The sequence below is a fragment of the Acinetobacter sp. GN11 genome (genome assembly GCF_054823985.1).
This window is the reverse complement of sequence record NZ_JRVL01000079.1, coordinates 1-13,640: the sequence shown is the minus strand read 5'-3', so window position 1 is coordinate 13,640 and position 13,640 is coordinate 1. Positions and strand designations below refer to the sequence as shown.

12 protein-coding genes and 1 pseudogene are annotated in these 13,640 nt (G+C 38.7%); 2 read left to right on the top strand and 11 right to left on the bottom strand.

Features of this window, described 5'->3' with window-relative positions; all coding sequences use genetic code 11:
* On the bottom strand, positions 1 to 1,383 hold a 1,383-nt coding region (pdxR, locus tag NL42_RS08775; protein WP_461312477.1), incomplete at its 3' end, for a MocR-like pyridoxine biosynthesis transcription factor PdxR.
* A gap of 111 nt (positions 1,384 to 1,494) precedes the next feature.
* On the opposite strand from pdxR, the gene NL42_RS08770 reads away from it, so the two are divergent.
* On the top strand, positions 1,495 to 1,950 hold the full coding sequence (locus NL42_RS08770; protein ID WP_461312476.1) for a GNAT family N-acetyltransferase: 456 nt from the start codon (positions 1,495 to 1,497) through the stop codon (positions 1,948 to 1,950).
* Positions 1,951 to 2,040: 90 nt separating this feature from the next.
* Here the strand turns inward: NL42_RS08770 and NL42_RS08765 are convergent, their stop codons facing one another.
* The 4 genes and pseudogenes from NL42_RS08765 to NL42_RS08750 form a co-directional block, all read right to left on the bottom strand.
* On the bottom strand, positions 2,041 to 3,189 hold the full coding sequence (locus NL42_RS08765) for a winged helix-turn-helix domain-containing protein (RefSeq protein WP_461312475.1): 1,149 nt from the start codon (positions 3,187 to 3,189) through the stop codon (positions 2,041 to 2,043).
* A 130-nt stretch (positions 3,190 to 3,319) separates the two neighbouring features.
* Positions 3,320 to 4,501, bottom strand: coding sequence for a cyanate transporter (locus NL42_RS08760; RefSeq protein ID WP_461312474.1), 1,182 nt, complete (start codon positions 4,499 to 4,501; stop codon positions 3,320 to 3,322).
* Complete coding sequence (locus tag NL42_RS08755) at positions 4,498 to 4,983, bottom strand: nucleoside deaminase (RefSeq protein ID WP_461312473.1); 486 nt, start codon at positions 4,981 to 4,983, stop codon at positions 4,498 to 4,500. Before NL42_RS08755 ends, NL42_RS08760 begins: the two co-directional genes overlap by 4 nt.
* A gap of 16 nt (positions 4,984 to 4,999) precedes the next feature.
* A pseudogene (locus NL42_RS08750) lies at positions 5,000 to 5,077 on the bottom strand (ankyrin repeat domain-containing protein); the annotation flags it as partial.
* Positions 5,078 to 5,246: 169 nt separating this feature from the next.
* On the opposite strand from NL42_RS08750, the gene NL42_RS08745 reads away from it, so the two are divergent.
* Positions 5,247 to 6,104, top strand: a complete 858-nt coding sequence (locus NL42_RS08745) for a LysR family transcriptional regulator (RefSeq protein ID WP_461312472.1) — start codon at positions 5,247 to 5,249, stop codon at positions 6,102 to 6,104.
* On the opposite strand, the gene NL42_RS08740 is transcribed toward NL42_RS08745, so the two are convergent.
* The 6 genes from NL42_RS08740 to tssH form a co-directional block, all read right to left on the bottom strand.
* Positions 6,101 to 7,054 (bottom strand): M15 family metallopeptidase, encoded by a 954-nt coding sequence (locus NL42_RS08740; RefSeq protein ID WP_461312471.1) that lies wholly within the window; start codon positions 7,052 to 7,054, stop codon positions 6,101 to 6,103. The two genes, NL42_RS08745 and NL42_RS08740, sit on opposite strands and share 4 nt — an antisense overlap.
* 7 nt (positions 7,055 to 7,061) lie before the next feature.
* Positions 7,062 to 7,685 (bottom strand): hypothetical protein, encoded by a 624-nt coding sequence (locus NL42_RS08735; protein WP_461312470.1) that lies wholly within the window; start codon positions 7,683 to 7,685, stop codon positions 7,062 to 7,064.
* 12 nt (positions 7,686 to 7,697) lie between these two features.
* The gene (gene icmH, locus NL42_RS08730) at positions 7,698 to 8,504 is read right to left on the bottom strand and encodes a type IVB secretion system protein IcmH/DotU (RefSeq protein ID WP_461312469.1); all 807 of its coding nucleotides are present in this window, start codon (positions 8,502 to 8,504) and stop codon (positions 7,698 to 7,700) included.
* Positions 8,505 to 8,521: 17 nt separating this feature from the next.
* Positions 8,522 to 9,886: a type VI secretion system baseplate subunit TssK gene (gene tssK, locus NL42_RS08725; protein ID WP_005041639.1), complete on the bottom strand. Its 1,365-nt coding sequence runs from the start codon at positions 9,884 to 9,886 to the stop codon at positions 8,522 to 8,524.
* A 16-nt stretch (positions 9,887 to 9,902) separates the two neighbouring features.
* The gene (gene tssA, locus NL42_RS08720; RefSeq protein ID WP_461312468.1) at positions 9,903 to 10,997 is read right to left on the bottom strand and encodes a type VI secretion system protein TssA; all 1,095 of its coding nucleotides are present in this window, start codon (positions 10,995 to 10,997) and stop codon (positions 9,903 to 9,905) included.
* A gap of 22 nt (positions 10,998 to 11,019) precedes the next feature.
* Positions 11,020 to 13,640, bottom strand: a 2,621-nt coding sequence (gene tssH / locus NL42_RS08715) for a type VI secretion system ATPase TssH (RefSeq protein WP_461312467.1), incomplete at its 5' end; no start/stop codon positions are given.

Below are 13,640 nucleotides of genomic sequence, written 5' to 3'. Positions count from 1 at the left end.
GTTTGGCATCTGACAATATCTGGATAAGGGCTGAACAGCCAGGTTTAGAGCTGAACACTGATCAATAAATTCTTGCTCTGTCCACTCACCGTTTAACCAGCACACTGCATGGATACCTGAATCTGTAGGTTGAACACTAAGCACATCTGAAAGATGCTCATCAATAGCTTTAATCAATGCTTGTTGGCGCTCATAGCATGCTTTTCTAATTTTACGTACGTGCCGAGCATAGTGGCCTTTTTGTATAAATTGAGACAAAGCCACTTGCTCTAAATAAGAACTTCGAACATCGGTATAGTATTTAGCTGCACTAAAGGTTTCGATCAATGCTTCAGGCACAACCATGAATCCTAACCGAAACTCAGGAAACATCATTTTGGTAAAAGTGCCAGAATAAATAACTCTTTGCTGCTGATCTAAACCCTGTAAAGCTTGAATAGGATGTGTGCCATAGCGAAACTCACTATTATAATCATCTTCAAAAATCCATTTCCCTTGTTGAGATGCCCAATCGAGTAACGCAAAACGGCGAGCTAGACTTAAAGTTCCACCTACAGGAAACTGATGAGAGGGTGCGGTATAAACAAGTTTGCTTTTTGAATAATGATCTGTAATGTCAGAGATTCGCATTCCCTCCTCATCACTCTCGATCAAATTTACTTTCGCACCAAAACTTCGAAAAATATTAAAAGCTGCATCATATCCCGGCTCATCCAAACAAACTTCATCATTTGATTGAAGTAAGGCATAGCCAGCTAAATGAATTGCCTGCTGTGTCCCATTTACAATAATAATTTGCTCTTCGTTGCAGTTCAGGCCTCGGGTAGAACGGACATACTCACAGATTGCCTGACGCAATGGTAAATAACCCCGCGAGTCGTGAAATTGGCCCAGTTGATAATAAGATTGTCGCCAAGCTTTTGTTAATAATTTCCCCCAAAGCTGATGAGGAAATAAATCAATACAGCCCACTCCCACATGGAACATTTTTTTCTTTTGACTTGACCATGACTGTTCTCGCCATGAAGTTAATAAACCTTCAAAATTAGGATTAATATTTAAGGAATGGTGATTGGTTAACGTAGTTTTTTTTGAATTTTCTTGGATATGTATTAACTGATCTGGCACAACCTCAGCAACATAAGTACCAGAACTTGGTTTGGTAAATAAATATCCCTCATCGAGTAACCGCTCAAGCGCAGCTAACACAGAGTTTCGTGAAATCGACATCATCTCTGCTAAAGCACGACTTGAGGGTAATTTTGTTCCAGCACTAAGTCTTCCATCTAAAATAGCATCACGCAAAGCAGAATATAGTCCATCTTTAATCTGGCCGTTTGGCAAAATCAAATGTGGAAAAGATGCAGAAATCGAAGTTGCCATAACAAACTGGTACTGTAGAAAATATCAAAAGTGTATCTTATAAAAATACCACTATCAAAACTACACTCTTGTTTTCGACTTTCTAGAACTTTAAAACAGAGTGTAATTATTATGCAAAATCAAGATATTCAGATTGTCCCTGTTCAGCAGCAGGACTATTCACAATGGAAGAAATATTGGCTTGCTTATCAAAATTTCTATCAGGTAAATTTACCCATTCATGTTACTAAAGTGACTTGGGAGCGCTTTTTCGATGAACATGAACCCGTTTCTTGTGCTGTTGCCAAACAAGGCGAGCAAGTTTTAGGAATTGTGCATTATGTTATTCATCGTTCAACATGGGCAGAGAATAATTATTGTTATTTAGAAGACCTTTATGTTTCACCTGAAGTCCGTGGGCAACACATTGGTAAGCAACTCATTGAATATGTACAGAGGCAAGCAATCGAACACAACTGTGACCGTTTATATTGGCACACTCAAGAAACCAATCATACAGCTCAAAAACTCTATGACTGGATTGCACAAAAACCAGGCATTATTGAATATCGTATGCCTTTAATCTAAACCAATTACAAACACCAAAAGCTTTAATTCTTTTGGTGTTTTATCTTAAACATACTTTATTTAAGACCAACATAGTTCCCTGCTTACACCTTAGCGAATGAGCTTGATGACTTTGTCATTAATAATGGTGCATTGATTAAACTCTGCAAAATGCTTGATCTCTTGCTCTAATTCGAAAAAGAAAAGCTCTTTATCTTTGGTTGTTTTTTCTAGATGTAGACTAATGACTTCTAACTCTTTTACGCTCCGATGTGCCTTGCAATCTATGCGACCCACTAGCTCATCTTGATAAAGAATAGGTAAGCAAAAATAACCAAATACCCGTTTGGCTGCTGGCACATAGCATTCGATCCGATAATCAAATTCAAATAAAGAGGTTAAGCGGTCACGATGAATAAGCGAGTTATCAAAAGGTGAAAGTATTTTTAAACCAAAATCGGTATTAACCTTTTGTTCTAATGCAGCCACATCAACATATAGAGTTTGACCATCTTCAAGTTTAACTGCTGATACTACACTTGCGTCAATATGCTCCTTCAGCACGACATGCATAGTTTCTTTTAAATCTTTTCCCTTTAAATGGACTAATTGCTTCCATGTGAATGCTCCATGTGCCCGGAGTGTGGTATTAAATAAATACTGCGCATATTCATGAAGCGTAGGCATACTTAAATCAATATTTTCAGGTAAGCAGCGTTCGGTCAAATCATAAACTTTTTCCATTCCATTACGCTCACAGATCATCAAGTCACCCTGCATATATAACTGCTCAAAAGCACGGCGACCTGGACCTGTATTCCACCAATTTCCCAAACTTTTCTTATTATTCTTATCAATGTCTCGCAGTCGAATTTTACCTTCGGCACGAACACGGGCTAAAATTTCATTCATAAGGTGCTGATCACCTCTATTGAAATAACGACTTTCCCCTTTCCTAACAGACATCATGGCAGGCAGCGCATAGCGATAATCTTTCATAGGAAGATAAGACGCAGCATGATACCAATATTCAAAAATCTGGCGCTCACGAACCAAACTATTTAAATGATTTAAATCATAGTCAGGCACTCGGCTCCACAATATATGGTGATGAGCTCGCTCTACAACCGATATGGTATCAATCTGTACATATCCTAAATGCTCAATAGCCTGTAAAGTGCCATCCACACCTTTTGTAAATCGACTGTTTTTTCCTAAGCCTTGATTAAATAAAGTGAGCTGTTTTAAAGAAGAAGTCATAGAAATCAAATATTGTTGTATTCATTTAGAGGCGGAAAAATTTCAGTTCTATCCTATCACTATTTCCTAATTTGCTTGTGCTTTAGCATCAGTAATTCTTTATAAAAAGAATCTCGGCTAACTCAACGTTTTATAGACTCATCTTAAAATAACTTTTAGGAGCCAATCTAATCACTAAAATAACAACCAATATCACACTGGCTAAATGAAAAAGCCATCCTGCTTTGTAAGCCCCCGTAAGATCATGCAAAATTGCAATAATCCACGGCGGAATTGCTGCCAGTAAAAAACCACCACCTTGCATCAGTGCAGATAAAGCACCTGCATGAATGGGTTCATCAAAATGGTCTAATGCAACTATAAGCGTTAAGGCAAAACATCCTCCCAAACCCGCGCCCAAACAAATTGCCCAGAGAATAGCGGCGAACTCAGGTATAAAAGCCATTCCTGAAAAACCAACCATTTGCATTGCTAACGTAAACCATAGCCATGGACGTCGGTCTTTATATTTCCTAGCTAAAATAGGCAAAATGAGCGCTGAAGCTGCTTGGCTCAAGGCCAGAAAAGCAAGTAATTTTCCACTTTGTGCTGCGCTCCAGCCCTGATCTTGAAAAGAAGGTGCTAACCAAGCTACGACTGATGAGTAGCCACCATTTACAAGTCCGAAGCACATCATTAATAACCATGTTCGAGGTTGATTTAACAACTTTCTTACAGGTGCACGATGAATGGATGAGCTAACTTTTGTAGGTAAAAAGATAAGCGCCAATATAAATGCAAATAAAGCTGGAATTGCAAAAAAAGCCAGTCCAACAGACCATAAACCCGTGATATTTGAAACTACAGGCGCTAACCATGCACCTAATGCTCCGCCTCCCATAAGCATGGCTGAGTAAAGACCCATCATCGGACCAAGATGTTGGCTAAATTCTCGTTTAATCAAGCCGGGAAATGCCGCTTGTATCATCGCGACTCCGAATCCAATCACTATGGCACTAAGAATTAAGCCTTCGGCAGTAGGAAATAAAAATCGGAAAGTACATCCCGCACCAATGGTCAGCAATGCACCAAGAATAGCCTTTCGTTCACCGACAAAGTTTTGCAATATTGGCCCAACAAATGCAACGATTCCCATAAGCATCATCGGTAGCAAAGTGAGCAGTGCTACTCCTTGTAAGCTTAAGCCAGTGGCTGTTCGAATATTAGCAATCAATGGTCCAATACTAGTTATAAAGGGTCTTAAATTAAGGCCCACCAAAGCCACCGTCACGACAAGCATGGGACGAGTCAAAAAAACGCCAGACTGCTTCATTCTTCTGAGCCTGAATGATTGGCTTGATAATTCTTCCAATGCGCATAAAGATCAGTGCAGTTTTCAACTCTGATCGGTATATATTGAATTTTCATTGATTGCTCAACAAAGGGCTTGGCAAGCTCAATATATATTTCGGCTGTAGACAGACCAAATGGTGTTCCGTCTTCATTAGAATAAGCATAGCTCACCGACTTTATACCGGCTAAACGCATTGCTGCCATACACATTGGGCATGGGTGTCCACTTGCATACACAGAGCAGCCTTCTAGATTGGCAGATCCTAAAATTTGACTGGCTGCACGAATCGCCAGTAATTCAGCATGTGCAGTTGGGTCATTCGTTGTCAGAATCTGATTTACGCCTGAAGCAATAACTTCTCCATTTTTTACCACCACAGCGCCAAATGGTCTGCCACCTTTTTCAATATTATTATAGGCAAGCTCAATCGCATTACGTAAAAACTGTTCACCTTTTTCCATCACATACTCTCACTTTCTATTTTGCACCAGCTGCAAGAAGTCTTTTCTCAATTTCGCGGTATCCTCGTGAACCCGCATGTTGTAAGGGAGTTATCCATATCAGTGACTTACGCATGGTGGCCTCCCAATAGAAATTTATGGCAAAACATTTTGCAATTAGAATAAGCTTCACCAAAAGTATTTGGAAATTAAATTATTTAATCGATAGTATTAAGATTATGAATACTTATTTCATCGGCTTTTAAGTGTGGCGGTACCCAAGAATGTTTGATCCTCGCCTTTTACGTGCTTTCGTCACTATTTTTGAAACTGGCAGTTTTACCGCAGCTGCCGATCGATTACACCTGACTCAATCAACAATTAGTCAGCAGTTAGCTCGTCTTGAGGAATCTGTCGGTCATGCGCTTATAGATCGAACAGCACGGCCTTTCAAATTGACGGTGTCTGGAGAATATCTGATTGGTTATGCGCAAAGGATTTTGACCCTTCAAGAAGAAGCTGAAGCACTACTTAAAGATCCGGCAGGAAGTATCCCTATTCGTATTGGTTTACCAGAAGATATGATGAGTCCAGCAATGGGTGAAGTTTTTGGTATATTTGCCAAAGAGCATCGTTCTATTCGTTTAGATGTAACCTCTGGCTTGAGTCGCAACTTAACAGAACGTTATCGGAATGGTGAATTCGATATTATTATTGTCAAAGAACCTGCTGCCAGTGCTGATCACCACGCTACATTCCCAGAAGAAATGGCATGGTTTGAAAGCGAGAATTCAACAACTGAATGGTCTGATCCCATGAGTTTAGTGACCTTTCCTCAAGGCGGACTTTATCGGGATGAGATGTTCGCAACGTTAGAGCGCGAACGGCGACGTTGGTATATTGCCTTTACGGGTAGTAGCCTAGAAAGCGTGTTAGTGAGTGTTGAAACTGGCTTAGGATTATCTTTATTGCCTGTGGCAACAACCCGCGGACGTCGAGTACATCGATATGATTCATTAGGGACTGTCCCCCCTATGGTTGTTTCAATTTATACATGGGAAAAAGCTGGGATCATTTCCCAGCTTGTAGACAAAATGACAACTGTTTTACAAGAACGTTTTCAATCGTCAATAAGTGTTTAACTTACTTCATTCAAACTTTCAGCGATCAGTTTTTCAGCCATTTCCTGTGTTTTTCTTAAGCCCGGCATACGGAACTCGGTATGACCATAATCTTGAATAGATTTCCAACGTCCACCCCAGGTAAGCCCAACCGATTCAGCAACTTGCCCATATAAACGATAGCCTTGCATAGCCCAAGGGTCTCTTTCAGAAATAACCACTTTTCCATTTCGTTTAAAGGCTACATCTGCCGCCAAACCAAATTGATGATAACTCTGATACCCTTTTGCTCTTGTCGTATTCGGATTACCTGCCAGCATATTCTGACGAGTAGGACTACGATAACCTTCTAATAAAACCAACTCATAACCATACTGTTCTTTCATGATTTTAAAGACCATGAGTAAACGCTGCTTATAACGTGGGTTCATTTTGCTCCATTTACGATCTACTAGACTGGTATCTAAAATAGCTCGCCCATCGAAACTCGCATTATCAATAGGTGAAGAATTAATAGCGCCACTACTTTGAGAGGAATATTGTTGCTCTAATTGGGTGGCCTCTACAATCGCAGCTTCAATTAGGCTTTCATCCACTTCTGGCGGTGGCGATAATATTTCACCATTCAAAAGTGCATAAATTTGAGGATCTGTTTTTTTCAGATATTCAGCCTCAATTCGAGTTGAACTAATAGGTCGAGTAAAAGCAAACACTAAAATACTGGCAAACAAGAAAAAGCCTGCAATTACAATCCACCACTGCTGTAAATGCCAATGGGATTGTAGCTTTTCAGGCGCAGCCGCCTGATTCATTGTTTGAGCAAATTGTCTAACCTGATTAAGCTGTTTACGGCCTTGCGGCAGTAATGACAAAACAAAATCTTTGCTTCTCGTCCTTAGCTCATAAGACATTAAAAACGCTAAACCAATTGCTAAGCATGTAAAGCAAAAGAAAATGAGAAAAATCATCATTTGTTCATTAATTCACAGCAAAAGGACTTCGTGTAATTTTAATATCTACCGATGCTTTAGGTGGTTCTACCTCAGCTTCGGGTTCGGCTGGAGCTTTATTCTCAACAACAGGTTTAGCCTGTGCCACTTGTTGCTGCGGCGTTTTACTCAATGGCTTTTGCTGAGTTGGCTGTACCTTCGGTTGAGCTGTTTTAGCTGCACCCGTCTGTAGTTGAGGTACAACCTGAACTTTCTTTTCACCCGTGAGCTGTTCATCAAATGGAGAAACTCGCTGTTGATTGACAATAGCTGGCTTATGCTGAGCAGGTTTAAAGATATTACTTAATTCATTATCTTTGGGTTGTTCAAAACCATCACGGCTCATTGAATCTGTTTCGTTGTCTTGACTGACAGCAACCTGATTTTGTTCATCAGCAGAATGAGCAGTTTCTTGATTTAAAATCTGTTCTTCTGTTGATTTACTCTCAATTGCTGTTGATTCTGACGAATGCGGTTGAGACAAGAACAGGAATAGCGAGATGCTAACAAACACCCCGGCAATAACACCAATGACAATATAAAGTATTGGTGATTTCGGCTTTTTTTTATTCGATTGTAAAACTCGAATAGAAGTTGGTTTTTCCTGAGCCATTTCGTACCATCATCAAGGTAAATAAATTGTAATATGTGCTTGCTCTTGAGGAGCAGAAATCACATTTTGATAATTAGATAATGCTTTATCATTTTGCTTATTCAGCATAAATCTTAGCCCTGCAAAGGTAAGCAATGCAAAAATCAATAAAAAGATCAAAATCCAAAAGAAAGGTACTTCGCGATGAATAATATTTCGTATCTGATCGGGAATGGCCGAGAACGGCGAAAAGGCAACTTTTTTCCCTTTCAAATAGTCAATTTCGTCACCGACTCTTGATACTAAATGGTTGAGACTTTCCGTAGATTCGATTCGGTACTTACCCTGAAAACCTAATAAAAGGCAGTAATGAAATACTTCTAAAGCAGCTAGACGTTCTTTTCCACGGCTACGTAATTGCTCCAATATTTCAAAGAAGCGATAACCCGCTAACTGAGAACCAAACAAGCTCAATTGTAACGGGCTAATTAACCAAGCATTTTGCAAATTAAAATAACTTGGGTCTTGTTGCGTTACGATCGTTTCATCAATCAAAGCACAGAATGCATATTTAGCATCATGAATATCATCAGCTGAAAATTGTAACTTTTTGGCTTGTTGCTCAAATTGATTGAGTAAATTTAAGATTTTTTCACGAAACTGCTGAGCATCTGCTGGCACATACTGATTTCGAATTAAAAAAACTAAATAAAAGCCGTCATGTAATAAATCAATAAGATTGATTGCCTGTAGTTTTGCTTGAGACTGGCTATTATTGTTCCCGCCCGTTCCGATTTGTCCATCGTCAAATAAAGAAGGAGCACCTGTGGATTGTGACATTTTTCTCTCCTTTACCGTTAAGCGTTCATGACCGCAATCAGTTCAATACTGATATCTTGGAAACCAGCCGGAACATAAATACAAATCGTCTCTGAATCTAACATGCGCTGATATAGCTCATGATGTGGTTCAATTTCAAAATAGCTCACACCAGAACGTACCGGTATTGCAGTTGGAACTTGAATTAAGTGATGCAATGGAATCGCAGGCAATGCCGCAACTACACGTTGTTCTACATCTAAAGTGCTACCGATCTTGAATCGTAAAGGCACAATCTGGATCAATTCATGTGTCTGCATTGCGCTACTTGATACTGCAATATAAAGTCGAGTATCTCGAGTAATCTTATCGGTCTCAAGACTTCCCACCCAATATGAAGGACGGATTTCTTTAAGCGCAATGCTGATGTAACGACTCGAAATAATAGTATCGAGTAAATCACGTAGAATCGTGTCTAACTGCGAAAAACTTTCTTGTAAATTATGGTGTTTATAGGCAGGCAACTGATCGACATCATACGCTGTCGAGAAAGTTAATAATGAACCTGCTAAACGCAATAATTCGAAGAACAAACGCTCTGGATGAATTTGTGGATATTGCACAAAATGATTTAGACCAGCATGAGCTGTATTTAACGCATTTACTAACCAGAATGAAACGATATCACCTGAACGGAATTCAATTAATTTCTGTTCATTTTCTCGGTTATTGGTTTGAATCGTCTTAATTTTTGCCTTAATAACGTTCAGTGTTCTTTTCAAATTTGAAATAAGTGTTTCAGATGCATCCACGTGTAAAATTGGTGGAATAAACTTTCGGTCAATTTCAAAAGCACCTGAACTTTGACGTTTAATCTTCCCAATCGGCAGATATAAGAAACCATCCAGATTATGGTCTGGATTACTATGTACATCTAATAATTTAAAAACAGCACGGCGGCGTAGCAAACTAATATCTGCTTCGGTAGCGTTAGTAAATAGATCATGCGTTTCGACAAGATGAGATTGATATCTACCCTTTTGCGCTTGGTTCTGATCAATGAGATTTTGCTTATTTGCTTGTAAGAGTGGCAATGCTAAATAGATTAGCATCTCACCACGCAAATTAAGATCATCCAATAAAATTGGCTCAGGCAATAGATCATATGCAGGCGCCTGATAAATTTCACCGTCTTGCCAAATCATCTCTACAGACTCAAGAGCAAGAATATGGGTGCTCAATTGAGCCTCATCGAAATTTAATTTTTGAATACCATATGAAAAAGGTACAACCGCACGAACCGTATGATTCAAGCGTTGTTCATGGTAGGTATCTTGAATTTGGAAATGTTGAGGTCTTAAAAATAAACCTTCGCCCCACAGGACTTTTTCAGCTTTAAACATATGTCTTTACCAATCTTTATTCGTATTCATTTTTAGGCTGTACACCTAACATTTCCTGAACCATTTGCAATGGATGCTCATCTTTAATGACTTGTGCTAGCCATTCATGTAATGGCATTTGACTCCATTTAATCGTTTTTTGAAGCATATAACTCACAGGGCTATGAGGCTCGTTGGCTTGAAAGTAATCCGCGATTTCTTGCAGCACTTTCATTGCTTGCTCACGATTCGCCAAGTGTGGTTGTGCCTGAGGCTGAAAAGCAGGCTGATCTGAAACAACTTGTACAGGCACTTGATTTTCCATAGATGAATTTGTAATAACAGCGGCTGGTTCTTGGGTTGGTGCAAGCCCAGTACCAAAAGCCTCTGCCTTATAAATCTTGCGTAATGTGCTGTGGATTGTTTCAAATGCTGAATCAATTGCACCAAAGCTCGGCGAGTCTATTCCCATTAAATGGTCAAGAGTTTGCTTTAGAACATCCCACTCAGTTAAAACTGAACTAAAATCTTGATAATTAGAGTATTGAAAAGTTTTAGACGTATTAAAAATAGCTTGATCGAATTGCTCTAACTCAGATGGTCCCGACTGACTATCGTAATCTTCTGTTTGTTTACGACGAACATTTTCGTGATATAGAAAATTATCGTAATCAAGCAAATTATAATAAGGAACTGTATTAGTTAACGAAACTTTTTTTAACAACATTGGGAGTTGATTAATTAAACCCTGTAATAAACCAATGCGTTGATCTAAGTCATCATCTTCAATGACAGGATGAATTTCCTGCCAGTATTGATTAAGCATGGTATGGCTTAAAGTTAAACCTTTCGCCATACCTTCAAAACCGTAAAGATGAGTCCAAGCTTCTAAGAGCCAAGTTAATAGACGAATATCTTTAGTATTCTCTGTTAGCAAAATACTCGTTTTACTTGATACAAAATCCCAGTCGGCTTGTTTGCGCTCAGCAACCCAATCACCTTGATCTAACAATAAATCATCTTGTGTTTTCGCTTTTTTGATTTCATGAAATTCATTAGAAAATGAAAAGTCATCACCACAAGGTAAGCTATCGCTAATGGGTTCAAGGAGTTCAGAAATATCAATATTCATCTAATTTTAGCTCTATTCAATTTTAAACTTCTGACTTCAACTTTTTACTGATCCTTTTTTTAGCAGCTTTTGCAACCGGATCTAGTAAATATTGAATTTCGTCATCTTTAGCATCAATCATGATAATTTTTGGCAACTTTTGTTCTGCTAAAGCCACTAAAATTTCTGTAGCCAATGCAGGTAACACCGTAGAATTTAAAATATTATCAACATTACGTGCACCACTATCGACTTCTGTACAGCGACTTAAAAGCAGCTCTACCAAATCTTCAGAATACTGGACTTGTGTACCGTATTGTTTTTCAATTCTTGCTGTGATCTTGCCTAACTTATGTTTAATAATTCGTACAAGTAAATCGTCGTGCAATGGGAAATATGGCACAACTCTCATTCGGCCTAAAAATGCAGGCTTAAATTGCTTATATAAACTTGGTTTTAAATGGTCAATCAACTCTTCAGCTGTCGGCCATTCTTCTACTGGCGTATTTAAGCAAGCTTGCATGATCGCGCTTGAGCCAGCATTAGAAGTCAACAAAATAGTGGTGTTTTTAAAGTCAATTACTCGTCCTTCGCCATCTTCTAAAGTACCTTTATCAAATACTTGGTAGAACAGTTCTTGTACATCACTATGTGCTTTTTCAATTTCATCAAGCAACACAACACTGTAAGGGTTACGGCGAACAGCTTCTGTTAAAACACCGCCTTGACCATATCCCACATATCCAGGAGGTGCACCTTTAAGCGAAGATACAGTATGGGCTTCCTGATATTCAGACATATTGATGGTGATTAAATGCTGCTCACCGCCATATAATTCATTTGCCAAAGTTAATGCAGTTTCAGTTTTACCGACACCACTTGGCCCGACCAAAAGAAATACACCTTGTGGCTTATTAGGATCTTCAAGTCTTGCTTTTGAAGTTTTAATACCCTGAACTAATTGTGTAAGCGCATAATCTTGCCCCATTACACGCTCGCCCAATTTATCTTCAAGCGTTAATATCTGCTTAATTTCATCATTAACCATTTTTCCAACAGGAATTCCGGTCCAATCAGAAATAATTTCATTAATGATTTGAGAATTTACTCTTTCAAATACTAATGGTTGCGGACCTTGAATTTCAGCAAGATCTTTACGCAGTAAATTAATCTGATCATAAGCTTCAGATTCATTAGAATGATTCTGTGCTTCTAATTCCTGAATTTTATGAACAAGTTCTAATTCTTTTTTCCATTGCTCTTCAGTTTCATGAATCTCTTTTTGCAAAGATTCTAAATTAGCTTTTAAAGTTTCTAATCGTTCATGATGGATTGGAATCTGACGATGTTCATTTTCTAAAATTTGCTGTTCAAGCTTTAAGTTATGCTCTTGAGCCTTTAACTGATCAAGCTTTACAGGTTGGGCATTTTGGGTCAACGCAACACGTGCTGCTGCCGTATCAAGAACACTAACTGCTTTATCCGGAAGTTGACGACCACTAATATATCGATGTGAAGAGTGAACCGCTGTAACGATCGCCTCATCATCAATTTGTAATTTAAAATGCTGCTGCATGACAGGAATCATCGCGCGCAACATATCTACGGCAACTTCTTCGGTTGGCTCTTCTACTTTTACCACCTGAAAACGTCGACTCAATGCAGCATCTTTTTCAAAATATTGTTTGTATTCTGCCCAAGTAGTCGCAGCAATAGTACGCAACTCACCACGAGCAAGTGCTGGTTTTAAAAGATTTGCAGCATCATTTTGCCCAGCTTGTCCGCCTGCACCAATTAAAGTATGCGCTTCATCAATAAATAAGATAATAGGATGAACCGAGGCTTGGACCTCTTGAATCACTTGTTTCAGACGATTTTCAAACTCGCCTTTAACACTTGCACCTGCCTGTAAAAGTCCCATATCAAGCACATGTAAATGCACGTTTTTTAGGGCGTTTGGTACTAAACCTTGAGCAATTTTTAAAGCTAGACCTTCCACGACAGCTGTTTTACCAACCCCTGGCTCTCCAGTTAAGATTGGATTGTTTTGGCGTCTACGCATTAAAATATCGAGCATTAGGCGAATTTCATATTCACGCCCAATAACTGGATCTATACCGCCTTTTTTCGCTTTTTCAGTCAGATTAATCGTATATTGATCAAGTGCTGGTGTTTTAGCAGTTTTAGTATTTGCTACAGTCGCGTCTGTTGCTTCAGCTTCACCAGAAGGTGTTTTTGTTTCATCTTGTTGTTCAACACTCTTCTCACAAATTTCAAGAAACTTATGTTTCATTGAATCAATTGGCAAGAGATCAAATAAACTCGAAGCACGAGTCGCAATTTGATATAAATCAGGTGCAGTTAATAACGCAACTAATAAATGACCACTGCGAATAACTGGATTTTGCTCAGCCGAAGCCAATAACCATGCTTGTTCAAACAAACGAACAATAGATTTAGCAAAAATAGGAGTTCGTGAATTACCTTTCGGTAATTGAGAAATTGTTTCTTTTAAATCATCAGCTAAAGCTTCAGATGAAATTTTATATTTCTTTAATAAAATCTTTAAATCATTCTCTAAATTTTGATTAAGTAACTCTAAGAATAAATGCTCAATTTCAATTTCGTAATTTTGTTGAATAACACAAGCATTAGCCGATTTTT

Coding starts and splice junctions, on each gene's coding strand:
- NL42_RS08770 (WP_461312476.1), top strand. CDS start 1,495: ATGCAAAATCAAGATATTCAGATTGTCCCTGTTCAGCAGCAGGACTAT.
- NL42_RS08765 (WP_461312475.1), bottom strand. CDS start 3,189: ATGACTTCTTCTTTAAAACAGCTCACTTTATTTAATCAAGGCTTAGGA.
- NL42_RS08760 (WP_461312474.1), bottom strand. CDS start 4,501: ATGAAGCAGTCTGGCGTTTTTTTGACTCGTCCCATGCTTGTCGTGACG.
- NL42_RS08755 (WP_461312473.1), bottom strand. CDS start 4,983: ATGGAAAAAGGTGAACAGTTTTTACGTAATGCGATTGAGCTTGCCTAT.
- NL42_RS08745 (WP_461312472.1), top strand. CDS start 5,247: ATGTTTGATCCTCGCCTTTTACGTGCTTTCGTCACTATTTTTGAAACT.
- NL42_RS08740 (WP_461312471.1), bottom strand. CDS start 7,054: ATGATGATTTTTCTCATTTTCTTTTGCTTTACATGCTTAGCAATTGGT.
- NL42_RS08735 (WP_461312470.1), bottom strand. CDS start 7,685: ATGGCTCAGGAAAAACCAACTTCTATTCGAGTTTTACAATCGAATAAA.
- icmH (WP_461312469.1), bottom strand. CDS start 8,504: ATGTCACAATCCACAGGTGCTCCTTCTTTATTTGACGATGGACAAATC.
- tssK (WP_005041639.1), bottom strand. CDS start 9,886: ATGTTTAAAGCTGAAAAAGTCCTGTGGGGCGAAGGTTTATTTTTAAGA.
- tssA (WP_461312468.1), bottom strand. CDS start 10,997: ATGAATATTGATATTTCTGAACTCCTTGAACCCATTAGCGATAGCTTA.